12 protein-coding genes are annotated in these 19227 nt (G+C 70.2%); 2 read left to right on the forward strand and 10 right to left on the reverse strand.

From position 1 onward, the window contains the following. Positions 1–6: 6 nt before the first annotated feature. From ACZF5Y_RS06320 to ACZF5Y_RS06340, 5 genes are all read right to left on the reverse strand, one after another. Entirely contained in the window at positions 7–1131 is a 1125-nt protein-coding gene (locus ACZF5Y_RS06320) for a FecCD family ABC transporter permease (protein ID WP_497534965.1), read from the reverse strand. Beyond that, positions 1128–2225 (reverse strand): FecCD family ABC transporter permease, encoded by a 1098-nt coding sequence (locus ACZF5Y_RS06325; protein ID WP_497534966.1) that lies wholly within the window; start codon positions 2223–2225, stop codon positions 1128–1130. Before ACZF5Y_RS06325 ends, ACZF5Y_RS06320 begins: the two co-directional genes overlap by 4 nt. A 41-nt stretch (positions 2226–2266) precedes the next feature. Beyond that, complete coding sequence (locus ACZF5Y_RS06330) at positions 2267–3280, reverse strand: ABC transporter substrate-binding protein (protein ID WP_497534967.1); 1014 nt, start codon at positions 3278–3280, stop codon at positions 2267–2269. Between the two features lie 87 nt (positions 3281–3367). Next, complete coding sequence (locus ACZF5Y_RS06335; protein WP_497534968.1) at positions 3368–5446, reverse strand: SIP domain-containing protein; 2079 nt, start codon at positions 5444–5446, stop codon at positions 3368–3370. Between the two features lie 15 nt (positions 5447–5461). Further along, complete coding sequence (locus ACZF5Y_RS06340; protein ID WP_497534969.1) at positions 5462–6505, reverse strand: ABC transporter substrate-binding protein; 1044 nt, start codon at positions 6503–6505, stop codon at positions 5462–5464. Between the two features lie 182 nt (positions 6506–6687). On the opposite strand from ACZF5Y_RS06340, the gene ACZF5Y_RS06345 reads away from it, so the two are divergent. Then, complete coding sequence (locus tag ACZF5Y_RS06345; RefSeq protein WP_497534970.1) at positions 6688–7575, forward strand: helix-turn-helix domain-containing protein; 888 nt, start codon at positions 6688–6690, stop codon at positions 7573–7575. Here ACZF5Y_RS06345 and ACZF5Y_RS06350 read toward each other — a convergent pair. The 5 genes from ACZF5Y_RS06350 to ACZF5Y_RS06370 all read right to left on the reverse strand — a co-directional run bounded on the left by ACZF5Y_RS06350 (position 7465) and on the right by ACZF5Y_RS06370 (position 12292). Continuing rightward, complete coding sequence (locus ACZF5Y_RS06350) at positions 7465–8364, reverse strand: siderophore-interacting protein (RefSeq protein ID WP_497534971.1); 900 nt, start codon at positions 8362–8364, stop codon at positions 7465–7467. The genes ACZF5Y_RS06345 and ACZF5Y_RS06350 overlap by 111 nt on opposite strands. Next, entirely contained in the window at positions 8361–9215 is an 855-nt protein-coding gene (locus tag ACZF5Y_RS06355; RefSeq protein WP_497534972.1) for an ABC transporter ATP-binding protein, read from the reverse strand. Before ACZF5Y_RS06355 ends, ACZF5Y_RS06350 begins: the two co-directional genes overlap by 4 nt. Beyond that, on the reverse strand, positions 9208–10272 hold the full coding sequence (locus ACZF5Y_RS06360) for a FecCD family ABC transporter permease (protein ID WP_497534973.1): 1065 nt from the start codon (positions 10270–10272) through the stop codon (positions 9208–9210). Before ACZF5Y_RS06360 ends, ACZF5Y_RS06355 begins: the two co-directional genes overlap by 8 nt. After that, positions 10269–11276, reverse strand: a complete 1008-nt coding sequence (locus tag ACZF5Y_RS06365; RefSeq protein WP_497534974.1) for a FecCD family ABC transporter permease — start codon at positions 11274–11276, stop codon at positions 10269–10271. Before ACZF5Y_RS06365 ends, ACZF5Y_RS06360 begins: the two co-directional genes overlap by 4 nt. Positions 11277–11344: 68 nt before the next feature. Beyond that, a complete protein-coding gene (locus tag ACZF5Y_RS06370; RefSeq protein ID WP_497534975.1) occupies positions 11345–12292 on the reverse strand; it encodes an ABC transporter substrate-binding protein in 948 nt (315 codons plus the stop codon). A gap of 250 nt (positions 12293–12542) precedes the next feature. Between ACZF5Y_RS06370 and ACZF5Y_RS06375 the strand changes: the two genes are divergently transcribed. Beyond that, on the forward strand, positions 12543–19184 hold the full coding sequence (locus tag ACZF5Y_RS06375) for a beta strand repeat-containing protein (RefSeq protein WP_497534976.1): 6642 nt from the start codon (positions 12543–12545) through the stop codon (positions 19182–19184). Positions 19185–19227 lie beyond the last annotated feature (43 nt).

Below are 19227 nucleotides of genomic sequence, written 5' to 3' on the forward strand. Positions count from 1 at the left end.
CGCCGGTCACGCCCGGCGCCGGGTCTCGCGGAACAGCAGCCAGATGAGGTAGAGCCCGCCGACGCACACGGTGATGAGCCCGACGGGAACCGGGCGGTACACCTGGGCGAGCGACAGTGACAGCAAGTGCGCTGACGACAGCAGTGCCGCGCCCATGCTCGCCGCCCCCATGAGTGAGACTCCCGGGCTGCGGGTGAGGCGCCGCGCGAGCTGCGGTGCGGCGAGTGCGATGAATCCGATGGGTCCGGCGGCAGCGGTGACGAGCGCCGATGTGGCGACACCGGCGATCAGCAATCCCGCGCGAGCACGCCCCACGCTGACGCCCTGCGCGAGGGCCGCGTCATCGCCGAGTTCGAGCTGTCGCAGCGCCGGCGAGAGCACCCCCGCACCAATGAGAATCACGACACCGATCGCGAGCGAAGGCAGCAGGCTGGGCCAGGTGACGCGCGTGAGTGATCCGGCGCCCCAGAACCCCACCGAGAGCGCGTCGGTGAGGTCGGCGCGGGTGATGAGAAACGCGTTGATCGATCCGAGGAGCGCGGAGACGGCGATACCGACGATAATGAGCCGGAACCCCTGCACTCCGCGCCGGAACGCGAGCGCGTACACGACGATCGCCGTCGCCAGCCCGCCCGCGATCGCGGCTCCGGCGATCACCCAGTATCCCGAGGCGCCGATCCACAGAATGGTGATGACGACCGCCGTGTAGGCGCCGGCATCGAAGCCGATGACGTCGGGGGAGCCGAGCGGGTTGCGCGTCAGCGACTGAAAAATCGCGCCGCCTACGCCCAGCAGCGCGCCGAACGCGACCGCCGCGATCGCCACGGGCAGGCGCCACTCGACGATGATCGTGCGCGTGAACTCTTCGCCCCCGCCACCAGGTCCACCGCCGAACAAGCCCTCGACCACCTGCGCGGGCGACAACGGGTAGTCGCCGATCCCGATCGCGAGCACCGCGAGCATCACGGCGATGACGAGCAGCACACCGTGCACGACGATGCTGCGGGTGCGCAGGCGCAGCGCCATGACGCGCCCCCAGCGGAAGTCGCGGTAGGCGTACCCGGGGTCGATGGCCGGTGCCGAGGTGGCGGGCGCCGAGGCGGTCTGCGCCGGGGCGGTCTCCGCGCTCACAGCCCGCTCGTCCTTCCGCGCCGCACGAGCGCGATGAGCACCGGGGCGCCGATCACCGCGGTGACGATGCCGACCTCAACCTCGCCAGGGCGCGCGATGATGCGGCCCAACACGTCGGCGGCCAACACGAGTACGGGCGCTGCGACGAGGGTGATCGCCAGGATCCAGCGCTGATCGGGGCCCGTGAACCAACGCACAATGTGCGGGATCATCAGGCCGACGAACGCGATGCCGCCGGTCAATGCGGTCGCGTCGCCCGCGAGAAGCGTCACTGCGACGATGCCGAGCGCCCGCGTGCGCAGCGGGTGCGCGCCGAGCGACGAAGCGAGGTCGTCGCCGAGGGCGAGAGCGTTGAGCGGCCCCGCCACGAACGCCGCGACGAGCAACCCGGCACCGAGAAAGGGCAGCACCAGTAGCGCGTCGTCGAGGCTCGTGCGCGCGATGGATCCGACGCCCCACGAGCGGATCGCGCGGAACGTATCTTCGTCGATGAGGGTGAGAAAGGTGGAGATGCCAGTAAGCACCGCCGAGAGCGCGACCCCGGCGAGCACCAGGGTGACAGGCGAGCCGCCGCCGCGCGCCGTGCCGCCGATGAGTGAGACCAGCACCGTCGCGGCGATGGCGCCGAGAAACGCGAACCAGATGTAGCCCGAGATGCTCGAGATGCCGAACACGCCGACGCCGAGCGTGACCGCGAACCCCGCACCGGCATTGACGCCGAGAATGCCCGGGTCGGCGAGAGGATTGCGCGTGAGCGCCTGAATTAGTGCGCCCGCGAGTCCGAATGCCGCGCCCGCGGCGATGCCGACGACGGTGCGCGGAATGCGCAGGGTCCAGACGATGATCGAGGCCTCGCTGGTGTCGGGGTGCCAGAGTCCGCGCCAGACCTCGGGTAGTCCGAGTGGGTTCGCGCCCACGGCGAGGCTGAGGAGGACGGCGGCGACGAGTGCGCTGAGCGTGACCAGCAGCGCGAGCAGCCGGCCGCCGACGCGATGCGGTGTGGCGGCGGGCGCTTCGGGAGCCGCGCGAGTCTGAGCCTCGGGAGCCGGGGGAGTCGCGGCGGCCGGGGCAGTCGCGCGGTTCGGCGCGGGCACGGGTGTTTGCGCTGATGCTCGCGCGGGAGCGGTCTCGGAGCTCAGGAGACGGCCTGTTCCGCGAACCCGGTGAGGCGGTCGATGAGCCACGGCACGCTGAGTGCGCTCTGCACGTTCAGCCCCCAGGCGAACGCGTTCGTGCCGGTTTCGGGGTCGGCGGCGTCGAACACCGCACGACCATCTGCGACCGCGGGAACGGCGGCGAACAGCGGTGACTCGGTGACGTACGTCTCGGTGCCCGCGTCGAAGGTGCTGACGAGCAAGAAGTCGGCATCGATCAGCGAGATGAGCTCGCCACTCACCACGTCGTCATCGACGAAGCGCGCCGCGGGCTCGGGCAGCGCGAACCCGAGTTGCTCGAAGAGCGCCGCGGTGTCGGTTCCCGGAGCACTGGCATAGGCCACCCCGTACTCCTCTTCGTAGACGATGACGTGCGTCGCGGTCTTCCCGGCGAACTCGGGATGCTCGGCGCGCGCTGACGTGACGGCGTCTTCGGCTGCATCTACGGCCTCGGCAGCCGCCTGCGAGAGGTCAAGCGCAGCTCCGAGCTCGGCGGTGGTCTGCTGCCACGACAGCGAGTCGCTCTCGGCGTACAGCACCGGTGCGATGGTGCTCAGCTGCGCGAATCGGGTGCGGTCGACCGCATCTGTGGCGTAGAGCGCGACGATGAGATCGGGATCGCTCGCGGCGACCTGCTCGGCCGAGACCTCGGCACCCGCCTCCGATTCCCACAGCGTCTCGATACCGTCGATCGTTTCGGGGGAGATCCAGGCGTTGCGCTCTACCGTCGACGGTGCGAAGACCGGGGTGCCACCGAGCGCAATCAGGGCATCGGTATCGATCGTCGATGCGGTGACGATGGCGATGCGTTCGGGACGCTCCTCAAGTACGGTGTCGCCGAACGGTGACTCAAGTGTGAGCGGGTATTCGGTGGTGCCTTCGGCGGCGGGGAGCAATGGGTTGTTGGCTGCGCCGGCGCCGGTATCGCTCGAAGCGGCCCCGGCGCATCCGACGAGCAGGAGCGTCGCCGAGGCGACGGCGGCGAGAGCGGTCATACCCCGCCTGCGCTGCGGTGAGTGGGGCGCGGCTTGCGACTCGGTGTCCGGGGCGCTGATCGGTGAGTGGTGCAGCATGGTGGATCCTTATTCGGGAAGAGCGATGGAGTAGAGCGCAGCGCCCCAGCCGACGGTGCGCCGCTCGGCAGTGGGGAGCGCGGCTGCGGCGAACCGCGCGCGCAGTTCGGAATCGGTGCGCGCCCCGCCGCCAGTGAGCGCGAAGTCGAGGAGATCGTCTTCGAACTCGTGCTCGTCGGCGAGGTCCAGATCGAGCGGCTCTTCGAGCACGAGCAGCGCGCCCCCAGGGATGATCGCGGCGGCGGCCCGTTGCAGCGTCAACTCGGCGTCGGCATCGGGAAGGGGCGAGAGCACCGTCGCGAGCAACACCCGATCGACGGGTGTCGAGGGCGTCGCGAAGCTGCCGGCGGGCTCGTAGAAGATGCGGTCGTGCGCGTCGTGGAGTCGACTCAGTACGGCGATCTCAGATGGTGCGGCGAGCACGGTCACGCGCAGATCGGTGTGTCGTGCGACGAGGGCCGCGGCGAACACGCCGGTGCCGGGGCCGATGAGTGCGACGCTCGAACAACCATCGAACGACGGCGACTCCGCGAGCGCGCTGGCCACGTAGTCGGCCTCCTGCGCCTCGCCGGCGATGCGGTCGTCGAGCGCGGTGCCCGGCCGCGACGCGTGAGATCGCCAATCGGTGCCGAACCAGCGTGCGAAGTCACCGGTACCGGTACGTACTGCTGAGAGCAGCGCGAGCGCGCCGCCGAGTTCCCGCTGCGCGCGCAAGCCGTCGAGATCGAGATCTTCGACGGTGTCTTCGTCGTCGAGTTCGCTGCCGAGCGCGGTGAGGCGGAAAGTTCGGGCGGGGCGCTCGGAATCGCGATCCTGCGCTGCGGCTGTGGCTCGTTGTGCGGGTTCAGAGAGCGCGGCGGCGCCAGCGGGCGTCACCGTCTCGATGAGCTCGAGCGCTTCCAGGTACCGCAGCAGTTTGGCGAGGCCGTGCGGGTGGGTTCCGGTGCGCTCCGCGAGTGCTTCGAGGGTGCGCGAGGCGCCGCCGAATGCGGCGGGCAGCCCGATGGTTGCGGCGATCCTCACCGCGAATGCCGGCAGCAGCTCGGTGAGTTCGTGGAAGCGGTCGCTCGGATCGGGCGCATCTGCGGGTGTGTCTGCAGTGCCAGCTGCATCGGTGCCGGCTGGATTGGTGCCAGCAGCATCGGTGTCAGCAGTATCGCCAGCAGATGCATTGTGCTCGTGCCCGCGGTCGACGGGTGCTCCGGGCGGGAGCGTGTTCTCGTGCTTGACCGCGACCTGCACCGGGGGAAGGGTAACCGCGTGCTCCACGCGAGCAGCGTGCCGTCGCCAGTACCCGGTGACCTCGACCTGCGCCTTCGCGAGCCCGCGCTCGCCGCGCAGCCAGCGGCGAATCGGGATCAGTGTGAGTGTCTCGCCGGACACCCAGGCGAACGGGGTGCCCGGCCACCACTCTGCCGCGCGGATCGCGTCGAACAGCAGTGACGTCGTGCCCGGCTCGGCGCCGTCACGACTGAGCCAGGTGATCTCGACGCCGTCGGGGCACGGGAGCGGCTGGCGATGCGCCTCGACGGCGACCTCGATGAAGATCTGTGCGCGGGCGCCGGCCGGCCACTCGTCGAGCCACCGGGCGATCGCGGGGAGCGCGGTCTCGTCGCCGACGATGAGCGTCCAGTCGGCGCCTACGGGGTGCGGGGCCGACATCTTCGGGCCCGCGATCTGCAGGCGATCACCGACCTGCGCCTCGACGGCCCACGTTGAGGCAGCCCCGCCATCGTGCACGACGAAGTCGACGTCGAGCTCCCCGGCAGCCGGATCCCACCGGCGCACCGTGTAGGTGCGCAGCACGAGATGCTCGTCGCCGCGGGGCCAGTTCAAGACGCCGTCGGCCTGCGTCGGCCCGACGATCTCGGCGGCATCGGGGTGGGGCAGTAGCACCTTGAACTCATCGTCGAACCCGTCTGAGCGGAAGGCGGCGACGGGAAACCCGTTCGCGGCCGTGTGCGCGGCGAGGTCGGCGCCGCCCAGCGTCACCCGGCGCATGCCCGGGGTGACATCGGCGACGCGCAGCACCTCGAGCGTGCGCGTGGTGATCGGGTAGATCGACAGGGGGCGCATCGAGTGAGCCATGAACTCTGCTCCAGCTCAGTACAGGTCGGCGAACGCGTCGGTCAACTGATCGACCGTCCACCGATTGGCCAGCACGTTCGGGTAGGCGAACGCCCACGCGAGGTCGAGACCGTCGGTCTCGGGGTTCGGATCGACGAATGCGACCCTGCCCGACTGCACGGCGCCGAGCTGCTGGTAGAGCTGATTGCTCTCGAGCCAGGAGGTCGCCTCCGCGACGGTGCCCTCGCCGCCGTGTCGAGCGATGAGCAAGCCGTCGGCATCGACGAGCCCGATGTTCTCGAGGCTGATCTCGCCCCAGTCGAAGCTGCTCAGTTCATCGGCGTGCGGGTGCTCTGCGAAGCCGAGCTCGTCGAGCAGTTCCGTCGCGGGCGACCCGTCGATGTTGACGAACTGCAGACCAGCCTCTTGGCCGCGGTTGATCACGATGCCGACGGTCTTGCCGGCATACTCCGGGTGATCCTGCGCCGCCTGAGAAATGCGGCTCTCGGTCTCATCGATCTGCTGCTCGGCGCGATCCGAAAGATCGGTGGCTTCGCCGACGCCGCGCACCAGCTCGCGCCAGTCCCAGGCGAAATCGCCGCTCGGTGCGACGGCGAGCACCGGTGCGATGCTCGACAGGCGCTCGTAGTCGTTCTCGAGATTGCCGTACGTGCTCGCGACAATGAGGTCGGGCTTCGCGGCGAGCAGCTTCTCGAACGCGAAACTGTCGGCCCACGGGTCGATGAACGTGTCGACCTCGTCGAGCCGAGTGCCGTCGTTCCAGAGGTAGCCGTCGTCGTCAGACGCGACGACCGGGGCGATGTTGAGCGCGAGCGTTGACTCCTGGTCGCCGAGCCCGCCGATCACGGCGATGCGCTGGGGGCGCTGCTCGAGTGTTGAAGTGCCGAACTCGGTTTCGAGCGACAGGGGGTAGACCGTGTCTCCCTCGGGGGCGGGGAGCAGGCTTGCGTCGCTGGATGCGACGGAATCAGAGGCGCCCGCGGTTGCGGCGCACCCCGAAAGGGCGAGTGCCCCGAGAGTGAGCAGAGCGATGGTACGGGTTACGAAGAGGGGTTTCACGATGCCTTTCACTGACGCGGCTGCAGACGTGCCGACGTACGTGTGATCTAGGTTAGGGAACGCTAAGATCGTCGACGGTGCAGAATGCGACACCCTGGGTGCGCCGTGCGACACCGCCCACCCGCGCGATCCACCCGCGAGATCCACCCGGGTGGGCACGCATCATGCTGGAGAGGAGACGCATGAACCGCATCGAACCGGTGCGTCGGGGTTCAACAAATCGAGCGGTCGTGCAGGTGCCTGCGGTCACCCTTTCCGCCCGCGTGCACCACGGCGATCATGTGCTGCTCTGGCAGGCCCGCGGCAGCTCCGACGTTCGCGCCGGTGCCGAGCGCCACGTGCTGACGGAGGGTTTGGCGATCTGGGTGCCGGTCGGCACGCGGCACGCGCTGCACGTGCACGAGAACTCCGTGCTGCTGCCGATGTTCTTCGCGCTCGAAGAGACGGGTGCCGCACCGCAACGGGTCACCGTGTTCCGTGCCGACGACGATCTCTGCACCCTGTTTCTCGCGTGCATTCAGGCGCAGCAGACCGCCTTGCAACCCGACATCGATCTGACGAGCCAGATTCTGGCGCTCATCGAACTGCAACCGACAATCACTAGCGCGCTCACGATGCCGCGCACGCCCGAAGCCGCAGTCGTCGCCGCAGTGCTGCGCCGGCACCCCGGAGATCGGCGTTCAGCCGCAGCGCTCGCCGCCGATGCGCACGTGTCGCTGCGCACCATCGAGCGGGCGTTCGTGCGCGATACCGGGGTGACACTGCGGCAATGGCGGATCAGCAACCGCATGGAAGCCGCCGCCGCACTGCTGGGTTCGGTGCACGGCATCGAAACCATCGCCCATCGCGTCGGATACACCGATGCGAGCGCGTTTCGCCGGGCCTTCAAAGCGCATTTCAGGGTGACGCCGACGGTGTATCTCGCCAGTGCCGCTGGAGCTGATACGGGGCGCCCGGAATCACCCGACGAGCGCCCCGCCGATGCGCCAGTAGCCGAGGAACACGACGCGATCCTTCGCGATGCCGAATTCGCCGGTGAGGGAGCGGCGAATGCGCGTCGTGGTGCCTGACTCGCCGGCAAGCCAGATGTACCAGCGCGGATCGTCGCGGGCGGCGGCGCCGTGTCGCGCGCCCCAGTCGCGCACGGCCCGTTCGATGCCGGTGAGCTGATCTGGCCCGGAGGCCGTACCGCGTTCGGCGACGACGACGCGAACGATGGCGGCGGCCGCGGTTGCGGCGCCGGCCGCATCGGCGGGGTTGTCGACGTCGAGCAGCAGGTCGGCCTCGGCGCCCGCAGGCAACGACGCAATGATGTTGCGGGCGGCCGGGAAAGCGGTCTCGTCGGCGACGATCAGAAAGCGGTCGTGCGCGGCGGGCTGCCAGTGGATGCCGTAGCCCGTCCAGCCATTGCGCGCGTCTGGTCCGGTGATGACGAGGCGGTCGCCGGGGCGAGCGGCGAGTGCCCACGCGGAGGCCGGCCCGGCGGGCTCGTGGATGAAGACGTCGACGTCGAGCTCGCGGGCATCGGGGCGGATCGCGGCGGGCGTGTACGTTCGCAGCACATTGCGCGCGCCCTCGGGCAGCCTGCGCCAGGCCTGGTACCACTCGGACGGGTGCGGTGTGGGCTCGTCGAGCAGTCCGAATTCGGCGAGCCGGAAATCGCTCGGTGCGTCGCCGGGCATGGGGAGCACCAGCTTGATGCGCTGGTCGAGGCCCCACGGCGCGAAGTGCCGCAGCGTCTCGCCGGTGAAGGTGATGCGCACGAACCCCGGGCTGATGCGCCGGATCGCCTGCACGGTGACGGGGAACGCGCTGTAGGCCCACGGACGATCGGGGAGCGGAGACGGCCCATCACTCACGACGACACCTCAGGGCTGGAGTCTGCACGCCCGCCACGCACCGCGCTGCCACGCAGCGGCACGACGAGCGGCCCGCCGGTCACCGGATCCTCGATCACCAGGTTCGGCAGCCCGTAGACCTCGCGCACCCGCTCGCTCGTGATGACCTCGGCGGGGGAGCCCTCGGCCACGATCGCGCCGTCGCGCATCGCGATGATGTGGCTGGCGTACCGGGCCGCGTGGTTCAGATCGTGCAGCACCGCGATGACGGTGCGCCCGTCTGCGTTGAGTTCGGCGAACAGCTCCATGAGCTCGACCTGATGCGCGACGTCGAGAAACGTGGTCGGCTCGTCGAGCAGGAGCAGGTCGGTCTGCTGCGCGAGCACCATGGCCACCCACACGCGCTGCCGCTGCCCGCCCGAGAGTGCGTCGACCGGGCGCGGCGCGAGGTCGAGCGTGCCGGTCGCTTCGAGCGCCTCGTGCACGGCGCGCTCGTCGGCATCGGACCACTGGCGCATGAGCTTCTGGTGCGGAAAGCGCCCGCGCGCCACCAGGTCGGCGACGGTGATGCCGTCGGGTGCCGACGCGCTCTGCGGCAGGAGCCCCAGGCGCCGCGCGACCTCCTTTGCGGGGTACTCGGCGATGGCGCGGCCGTCGAGCACGACGCGGCCGCTGCTCGGAGCGAGAAGGCGCGACAGCCCGCGCAGCAGCGTCGACTTGCCGCAGGCGTTCGGGCCGAGAATGACGGTGAACGATCCCGGCGGAATCGCGACGCTGAGGTCGGCGACGATCGGGGTTCGGTCGTAACCAAGCGTGATGGCGTCCGCCGTAAGGCGGGAATCGGTGCGGCTGGGTGAGGGAACGTCAGGCACGGCGGCGAATCTCCAGGATGATCATGAGGACGAGGTAGGCGCCGCCGATCGATACGGTGACGACGCCGACGGGCAGCGCAACTGGCAGTACGTGCTGCGCGATGAGGTCGGAGCCGAGCAGCAGCAGGGCGCCCATGAAAGCTGAGGCAGTGAGTGAGAGGTACGGGGTACCGGCGAGGCGCCGGGCGATCTGCGGGGCCGCGAGCGCGACGAACGCGACCGGGCCGGCCACCGTAGTTGCCGCGGCGACGAGCGCGACGCCGATGACGAGGGCTGCGGTGCGCACCGTGTTTGGGCGCAACCCCGAAGCGGCGGCCATGTCGTCGCCCAGATCGAGCTGTCGCAGGGAAGGGGTGAGCAGCGCCGCGGCGATGACGAACGGAGCCGCGGCGAGCACGGCGCCCGTGAGCGGGCCGGCGGTGACACCGTTGAGCGATCCGGCACCCCATGACGACGCGAACATCGCGGTCTCGAGTTCGATCTGCAGCAGCATCCAGGTATTGATCGATGCGAGGATCGCCGAGACGCCGATGCCCACGACGATCAGGCGGAAGCCCTGCACGCCGCCCCGCATAGAAAGCGCCCAGATCGCGGCGGCAGTGGCGACGCCGCCGAGAAGCGCGCCCACGGTCAGCGCGGGCCAGCCGCTCGACACGAAGACGAGCGCGAACAGCATACCGGTGAACGCGCCGTTCGAGAGACCCAGAATGTCGGGGCTCGCGAGCGGGTTGCGCGTGACCGTCTGGAAGAGTGCGCCGGCGATCGCCAGGAGTGCGCCCATGGTGATCGCGGCGAGTGCGCGGGGCAATCGCCACTCGAGCACGACGGTGCGTTCGAGCGGGGTGCCGCCGCCGAGCAGCGTGCGCACCACGTCGGCCGGGGCGACCGCAAAGGTGCCGAGGCCGAGTGCGAGCACGAGCAGCGCCGCGATGAGTGCGACCGCGAGCGCGCCGACGGCGAAGCTCCGAGTGCGCACGGTGGCGGCACACGGCCCGGCTCGCAGCACGAGGCGGCGGTAGCCGATGTCGACTGACCGGTCGCGCGGTGCGGCGCTCACAGTGCGCTCGCGTTTCTGCGTCGTGCGAGCGCGATCAGCACCGGCGCGCCGAGCACGGCGGTGACGATGCCGACGGGCACCTCGGCGGGCGCGATGACGATGCGCCCGAGTACGTCGGCGAAGAGCACGAGCACCGGTGCCAGCAGGGCTGAGAGCGGCACGATGACGCGCTGGTCGACGCCGAACGTCCAGCGCACGATGTGCGGCACCATGAGGCCGACAAACGCGATGGGGCCGGCGAGCGCCGTGGCGGCACCGGCGAGCAGGGTGACCGCCGCAATGACGCCGACGCGGATGGCGGCCACGTTCGCGCCCTGCGCGGTCGAGACATCGTCGCCGAGGGCCAGCGCGTTGAGCCCCGGGGTGAGCAGCAGTGCGAGCAGCAGACCGATCGCGATAAACGGGGCGATCGGGCCCGAGACGTCGAAGCCGCGACCGAGCAGCGATCCCGCGTTCCAGCTGCGCATCTGGTCGAACGCATCGGGGTTGCTGAGCGTCATGCCCGTCGTGATCCCCGAGAACACCGCGCCGAGCGCCACGCCGGCGAGGGTGAGGCGTATGGGATCGGCCGCGCCCCGGCCCGAGGACCCGATGAGATAGACCGCCACGGTGACCACGAGCGCGCCGAGAAACGCCAACCACGCGAACGAGGCAGCCCCCTGCAGCCCGAGGAACGCGACGCCGATCGCCACCGCGAGCGCGGCGCCGGCGTTGACTCCGAGGATGCCCGGGTCGGCGAGCGGGTTGCGGGTGAACGCCTGGATCAGCGCGCCGGCGACGCCGAGCGCAGCTCCGGCAAGGATGCCCGCGGCCGTGCGCGGAATGCGGAGCGTGAACACGATGTAGTCGGTCTCGGTCGTGCCGTCACCGCGCAAGGTCGCGAGCACGGTGCCCGGTGAGAGCGCATTCGCACCGACGGCCAGCGAGAGCGCCACCGCGAGTGCGAGGGCGGCGAGGAGCGCGATCGTGCCCCAGGCCGCCCGCGAGGAATGCCGGGAGGTCACCGGTCGTCGGTCGGGAGGTGGTCGGTGGTGGATTGTGCCGGTGCGGTCGCTCACCGAACTGCGGCGGATCACTGCGCCGCAGCGAGGAACTTCTCGATGTCGTCGAGCACGACCTGAGCGCCCTTGGGCCCGACACCCGAGACCCAGGTGCTGGTGTCGACGAGCGTGACCGACGGGAAGGCATCGGCGTTCTTGGTGATTGCCGACGGAACCGTGGAGCGGTCGTCGATATCTGCGGTTGTGACGAACACCTCGTCGGCCGCGGCATCGACGATGTTCTCGGGGGAGAGGTCGGCCTGCAGTCCGTCTTCCCACTCGCGATCGGGGATCGTGTAGCCCACGCACTCGATGAGGCTGCCGGCGAACGAGACCGGGCCGTAGAGGCTCAGCGTGGTCTCGTCTCGCGGGCGCACAATCTGCGCGGTGGCGCCGTCGACGTCGTAGTCGTCGCTGATCGCCGCGCAGCGGTCGTCGACGTCATCGATGAGTGCGGTCACCTCGGACTGCTGGCCGAGCGCCTCGCCGATGAGTGCGGCATTCTCGCGCCAGGGGTCGGCTTGGGTGCCGATGAAGACGGTCGGGGCGATGCTCTCGAGCTGGTCGTAGAGGCCCGAGTGCCGCGATTCGGTTCCGAGGATGAGGTCGGGCTGGAGGGCTGCGATGGCCTCGAGGTCGGGTTCGGGCACGGTGCCGACCGGCTCGACGCCGTCGACGCCCAGATACTCCGGAACGCCGGCCACGTTGCTGGCGACTGCGGCGCCGACGGGGGTGATGCCGAGTGCGACGGCGGTATCGAGCTCGAGCGGTTCGAGTGTGACGACGCGTTGCGGGGCGTCGGGCACCACGGTGGTGCCGCGAGCGTGCGTGATCGCGTGTGTTCCGGCGGCGGTGTCGGATGCGTCCCCCGCACCCGATGCATCGGCGTTTCCGGAAGCGGCGCAACCGGAGACGAACAGAACGGCGGCTGCGGCTGCGGCGGTGACGGCGGCAGCGCGGCGCGTACGAATCGAGGGCATGAAGAGGCCTTTCGGTCGAGACGTGCGCCGTTCCCCCGGCGCACCGATCCGACCCTAACAAAGATCAGATGAAGGCGCGAAGTGAAGTGTGCGCGATTCGTCAGGCGACATTTTCGTGAACACGGTGCAGAAGGGAACGGCGTCCCACTAGTGTTAGATCGTTCTGCATGTAACTCTCCGAGTCCGAGGCGTCTGCCTGGGGACGGCCTTGGAGCACTGGAGGGGTGTCACAAGGGTGGGTAGCACAGGCGTGCGCGGAAAGCGCGTACTCGCAGGTTCGGCAGTGGTCGCGTTGGTCGGAGGGGCGCTCATCGCGAGCGCCGCAGCCGGCAACAGTGCGCCGCAGACGCAGGTCGTCTCGTTCGCGTACTCGGCGACTGCGCAGTCGTGGGTCGTACCGGCCGGGGTGACGTCGATCGATGTCGAGATCCGCGGCGGCGAGGGCGGCAACGGCGGCAAGGATGCCACGCCCGCTCCCGACATCGGCACCTTCCGCGGACTGGTGACCGGAACCGTCGACGTCGTGCCGGGCTCGACACTGACCGTCGTTCCGGGCCAGGGCGGCGCGACGGGCGCCAGTACTACGAACGCGTCGACGGCTGCTGCGGTCGGCGGCAACAACCCCCTCGACGGATACAACGGTGGCCGCGGCGGCAACGCAGGATCGCGCGGTTCGTCGGGGCAGGGTGGTGCCGGTGGTGCCGCCAGTGTGCTGCGTATCGGCGACATCGACATCGTCGCCGGTGGTGGCGGTGGCAACGGCGGCTCGGGCCAGTACGCGCCGACGCGCGGGCGGGCAGCTGACAGCGTCTTCGTCGCGCGCACGGTCGACCCGACCTCGACCGACGGGCAGGGCGGGCAGAATGCCGCAGACGCCTGTGCGGCATCGACCTGCAACAACGACGATGGCGGCGGCGGCGGCGCGGGCGGCGGCGGCGCGATCGGCGGCAAGCATGGAGCGATCGAGTTCGGTGCCGGCACGTCGAACGAGTGGTTCGGGTACGGCGGCTCGCTCGGACAGAACTCCACGGCGTCGCAGCCGGGACTCACGGAGTCCGTCGAGTACGTCGCATCGAACTCGGCGAACGGCTCGATCAAGATCTCGTACACGACCGGTACCGCAAGTGCGCCGACGGCGCCGCAGGCCGTCGCCGGCTCGGGCAGCGCCGCGCTCAGCTGGACGGCTCCGACCAGCGTGGGCCAGGGGCCGCTCGAAGGCTACGCCGTGCGCGTCACCCCCGTTGGCGGCACTGCATGGACCGAGCCGATCCTCACCGGGTCGACCGACACCGTCGTCACCGTGCCCGGCCTGACGAACGGCACGGCCTACCGGTTCGAGGTCGCAGCGGTGACCCCGGCCGGCATCGGCACGTACTCGACGCTCTCGAATACGGTCACGCCGCTCGCGGTTCCGTCGGCGCCGCGCATCGAGCAGCTCGAAGCGCGGGATGGCGGGCTCGCTGTCACATTCGCGGCTCCCGAGTCGGGTGCTGCGGCGACCGGCTACCAGTACCGCGTCGACGGCGGTTCGTGGGTACAGCTCGACACCACGGCACGCCCCGCGGTGATCTCAGGGCTGACCAACGGCGTCTCAGCGCGCATCGAGATCCGCGCGACGAGTGCTGTCGGCATCGGCGAGACGAGTGCGCCGGCCTCGGCGACGCCGCGTGCGGTGCCGGGTGCGCCCACGGTCACGAGCGCTGCAGTCGCAGGTGGCTCAGCGGCGATTGCGTTCACCGAGGGATTCGACGGCGGCATGACGATTACTGACTACGAGGTGCGCGTCGACGGTGGCAACTGGGCATCGACGGGATCGACCGCCAGCCCGGTCACGGTGGCGGGCATCGCGGCAGGATCGCAGGCCTCGATCGAGCTTCGCGCCGTCAACGCGGCGGGCCCCGGTGCGGCTTCCTCGCCCATCGTCGTCAGCGCGCCCGGTGTGCCGGCGGCGCTGATCGATGCCGCCGCCGAACGCCGTGACGGCTCGATCGTCGTGTCGTGGCAACTCGGAGCCTCGGGTGGTGCACCGATCACCTCGGTCGAGTACTCGCTTGATGGGGGAGCGCGCTGGGAATCGTTCTCGCCGAGCGCTCCGCAGAGCATCAGTGGTCTTGAAAACGGCACCGAGCAGCGCATTCTGCTGCGCGCGGTCAACGCGATCGGCGCGAGCGATGCGGTTGAGGTGACGGCCGCACCGGCCGGAGTGCCCGGTGCCCCCGCCATCACCCGTGTGCGTGACACCGGTGCGGGTGCGCTTGAACTCGCGTTCGCGGCGCCCGCCTCGAACGGCGGCGCACCGATCACCGCGTACGACTACACCACCGATGGTGGGCTCACCTGGCGCGCACTCGGCGCGACCGAGTCGCCCGCCGCACTGACCGAGTCGAGCTCGGGGGCAACGCTCGACGCCGACGTCGAATACACCTTCGTCATCCGTGCGGTGAACGAGGTCGGTTCTGGCCCCGCTTCGGCCGGTGCCACGCGCAACGGGCCGGTTCCCGTCGCGCTTCCGGGGGCTCCGGTGATCGATCAGGTCGTGTCGCGCCCCGGAGCGGTGCAGGTCGACTTCACCCCCGCCGATCGGGGCAGCGTGCCCGTCGACTTCTACGAGTACTCGCTCGACTCGGGGGCGACCTGGCAGCGCACGCCGAGCCTGACCCCCAGCTTCGTCATTACCGGACTCGCGGACGGTGTCGCAGTGGAAGTACGCGTGCGTGCGGTGAACTCGCAGGGCGAGGGCGCGCCGTCGGCCGCAGCGTCGGCGACGCCGGCATCGGCGCCGAGCGCCCCCGACCTCACCCGCGTCGCGCGGGCGAACGGGTCGCTCTCGGTCGACTTCTCGGTCGCAAATGATGGGGGATCGACCGTGACCGCGATCGATGCCAGCGTCGACGGCGGTGCGACTTGGCACGGAGTGGAGGTCGTGGCCGGAGCGTTCACGATCAGCGGGCTCGAGAACGGCGCGGCCTACACCGTGCAGGCGCGCGCCGTGAACGCGGCAGGTACCAGCAGCGCGTCGAATGTGCTCACTGCAGCGCCGGCATCGGCACCGCCCGCACCGGCCGTGACGCTTACCCCGGGCGACGGCACCGTCGGCGTGCACGCTGAATTCTCGGGCGACGGGGGTGCGCCGCTCACCGGGATCGAGTACTCGATCGATGGCGGTGAGACCTGGATCGATACGCGCAGCCTGTCGGGCGATGCGCTGATCACCGGCCTGCCGAACGGCACTCCCGTGACCGTCGCGGTGCGCGCGGTCAACGCGATCGGCGCCGGCGATGCGGCCACGCGCACGTCGACGCCCCGCACGGTGCCCGAGGCGCCCCGCAACGTGTCGGTGGTTGGCGGATCCGCAACGGCCACCGTGCGCTGGGAGGCCCCGGAGTTCGATGGCGGAAGCCCGATCACCGACTACACGGTCACCATCACCTCGGCCGATGGCAGTGCCGTGCACTACCGCGGTATTGCGAACACGGGGCCGTTCACCGTCAACGCGCTCACCAATGGCGAGACCTACACGGTCTCTGTGACCGCGACGAATGCGGCGGGCGCCGGCCCGGAGTCGTCACCGCGCCCCGCCGTCACGCCGCTGGCCCGCGCCGCCGCACCGAGCATCGCCCTCGCGGCGCGCGGTGACGGTCTGCTGCGTCTGACGTTGACCGCGGGGAGCGGCAACGGCCAGACGATCACCGGGTACGAGTACACCGTCGACGGTGGCACCACGTGGCAGGCGTCGCCGGGCATCGGTGCGTCGAAAACGATCTCAGGGCTCACCAACGGCACCGCCACCTCCGTGCAGATGCGCGCCCTGACCATCGCCGGCGCCGGCGCAGCTTCGAACACGGTGACTGCGACCCCGTACGGATACCCGAAGGTGCCCACCGGCATCTCCGTCGCTCCCGGAACGAACAGCGCCGTCGTGAGCTGGCAACCTGCCGACTTGAACGGCAATGCGATTTCGAACTACTTCGCAACGGCTTTCAACGCGGCCTCGGGCGGGGCGACCGTGCAGACCTGCTCCACCACGAACACGAGCTGCACGATCTCGGGTCTGACGAACGGCACGACGTACTACGTCTCGCTGCAGACCGAGGCGACGCAGACCGGAGTGACTGACAAGCTCTACTCCGAGCGCTCGAACCCGCGCGTCGCCGTCACGCCCGCGGTCGCGGGCACGGCGCCGACCTTCGGCACGGTGTCGCGCACGGCGAATGGGTTCCAGGTGCCGATCACGAACTTCGCCTCGACCTCGCAGTACGCGGTTACCGCGAGCGGCGACGTGTCGGGAACGGTCGATGCGAGCGGTCTGCTCACCGTGACCGGCATCGCCCCCGGCACTCCCGCCTCGGTCGAGGTGCGGGTCACGCGATCAGGGGCGCTCGATGCGACGGCGACCGTGCAGGGCACCGCGCTCGACGCGGGGGTCGCGCCGACCTTCGGGGAGGTCGTGCGCCTCGCAGATGGATTCGAAGCCGCGATCACCAACCTGAACGCGGGAGCGACCTACACGGTGACGCGGTCAGGTTCTGATGCATCGATCAGCGCGCGCATCGACAACGGGAAGTTGCGCGTCACCGGACTGCAGCCGGGCGCCTCGCTCGAGGTGACCCTGGCCGTAGCGAAATCGGGAGCCACTCCGGCCACCAGCCGGTTGACGGGCACCGCCCTCGACGCGGGGGTCGCACCGACGTTCGGTGATCCCGAGCGCACCGTCGACGGGTTCAGTGCCGTGATCAGCGACTTCGACTCCGCCGCCCGCTACGGCCTTGAACTTGTCGGGCTGCCGAACGGTGCCGCAGCCGTGCTCGACGGCGACACCGTCGTGGTCACCGGGCTCGCACCGGATGCCTTGGCGACCGTGCCCGTCACCGTGCACCGTGACGGTGCGGTTGCCGCCCGCGCAGATCTCTCGGGCCGGTCGCTGGCGACCGGAATCGCTCCGACGTTCGGCTCCGTCACTCGAACGAATGACGGGTTCTCCGTTGACATCGAGAACTTCGACGCCGACGCCATCTACACCGCGCTGCCGACCGTGCTCAGCCCGCAGGCGGAGGTGGTTCTGAACGGAGCGACGCTCACCGTGAGCGGGCTCGACGCCGGCGCGCAGGGCAGTGCCGTCGTCACCGCGTCGCGCGCCGGTTCGACTGATGCCGTTGCGACGGCGACCGGCTCGGCGCTCGAGGCAGCGCCCGAGGTACGCTTCGGGCCTGAGACGCGCACCGTGGACGGGTACGCGGTCACGCTCGAAGATTTCGATCCCCGGGTGCACTACGTCGTCTCGTTCAGCGATGCGCCTGAGGGTGCTCGAGTCGCATTCGACGCCGAGACCGGCACGGTGACGGTGACCGGGCTTTCGGCCGGCGCAACCGCGACGGTGCTGATCGAAGCGAACCAGGCTGACCACGCGGTCGGAAGCGAGACGTTCACGGCGTCGGCGCTGTCGACCGGCAGTGCGCCGCAGTTCGGTGAGGTCGTGCGCACGATCGATGGCTTCACCGTCGAGGTGACCAACTTCGTCGACGCCGGCAGCTATGCCTTCGACACGACGGCGCTCGACGCCGCGGTTCGGGTGGTGCGGAACGGGTCGGTGATCACCGTCACCGGTCTGCAGCCCGGGGAAAGCCTCACGGTGCCCGTCAGCGTGCAGCTCGCAGGTTCGACGGAGGCGACGGCGTCGGTGACCGGCGTCGCGCTGCTCGCGGGGATCTCGCCGGAATTCGGTGCGCCAGTGCGCACCGCCGACGGGTTCGCGGTCGAGATCACGAACTTCGACGCCGCGGCCGGCTATACCTTTGACGGAGCGCAGCTGCCCGATGGGGCGCACGCAGCACTCGACGGTTCGCAGCTGTCGGTCACGGGCCTCGCCGCGGGCGAAGGCGCGGAGATCGCCGTCACCGTCGAGCTCTCGGGCTCCGCGCCGGCCACAGCGTCGGTGACGGGGGCCGCGCTGCTCGCAGGCATCGCACCCGAGTTCGGCACTGTGGTGCGCACGCGCGACGGATACACGGCGCCGATCAGCAACTTCGATGCCGATGCCCAGTACCGGGTCGACGCCGTCGAGGCTCGTGAAGGAGTGTCGGCCCGGCTGGACGGTTCGCTGCTCATCGTCAGCGGCCTCGAGGCGGGCGCAACGGCAGACGTTGCTGTTGAGGTCTCGCGCGATGATTCGACGAGTGCGAGCAGCACCGTGCAGGGGCGTGCTCAGGAGCGCGGCTATGCGCCGATTCTGACGACGACGCAGTCGCTCGTCGACGGGTTCGAGTTCCGCATCGAGAACTATGACGAATCGCTCGAGTACACCGTCGCGCCCGCGGGCGTCGAGCTCGGTCGTGCGGCGCGCGTCGTGGCAAGCGGCGCGAACACGCCGGCGGCGGCAGCCGAAGCCCCGGGCGCCACTGGGGCGGCCACGGTGCCGCAGCTCGATCGCTCGGGTGCGCTCGTCACCGTCTCCGGGCTCGAGCCGAGCGGATCCGCGACGATCGTCGTCTCATCGTTCAACGCCGACATCGCGGTGGCGACCGCCGAGGTCACCGGTTCGGCGCTGCCGGCCGAAGCCGGTGCTGGTGCCGGTGCTGATGCTGATGCTGATGCTGATGCTGATGCTGATGCTGATGCTGTTGGCGTTGCCGGAGCAGGAGCCGATAGTTCGAACGATGCGACGGGCAGCGGCACGGCGGCGGGCTCGGGTTCCGGCTCGGACGGCGGCGCCGGTGGGGTGGGCTCGGGCGTAGCCGGCTCGAGCGCGACCGGCGCATCGGGGTCCGCCGATGGTGCGGGCGCGGGCGGTCTCGCCGCAACCGGTGGAGCGGGTGTGATGGGTAGTGTCGCGCTCGGCGCGCTGCTGCTCGCAGCCGGTGCCGTGCTCGTCGTTCGACGGCGGCGCACGCACTGATCGCTGAACTGCACGCGGCCCGCGGATCCTGAACGGATGCGCG

It is taken from the genome of Leucobacter sp. WKLB1 (assembly GCF_059696215.1).

What these genes read in the sequence shown, in the direction of transcription:
- ACZF5Y_RS06370 (WP_497534975.1), bottom strand. Translation starts at nt 12,292, where the DNA reads ATGCCCTCGATTCGTACGCGCCGCGCTGCCGCCGTCACCGCCGCAGCC.
- ACZF5Y_RS06345 (WP_497534970.1), top strand. Translation starts at nt 6,688, where the DNA reads ATGAACCGCATCGAACCGGTGCGTCGGGGTTCAACAAATCGAGCGGTC.
- ACZF5Y_RS06335 (WP_497534968.1), bottom strand. Translation starts at nt 5,446, where the DNA reads ATGGCTCACTCGATGCGCCCCCTGTCGATCTACCCGATCACCACGCGC.
- ACZF5Y_RS06330 (WP_497534967.1), bottom strand. Translation starts at nt 3,280, where the DNA reads ATGACCGCTCTCGCCGCCGTCGCCTCGGCGACGCTCCTGCTCGTCGGA.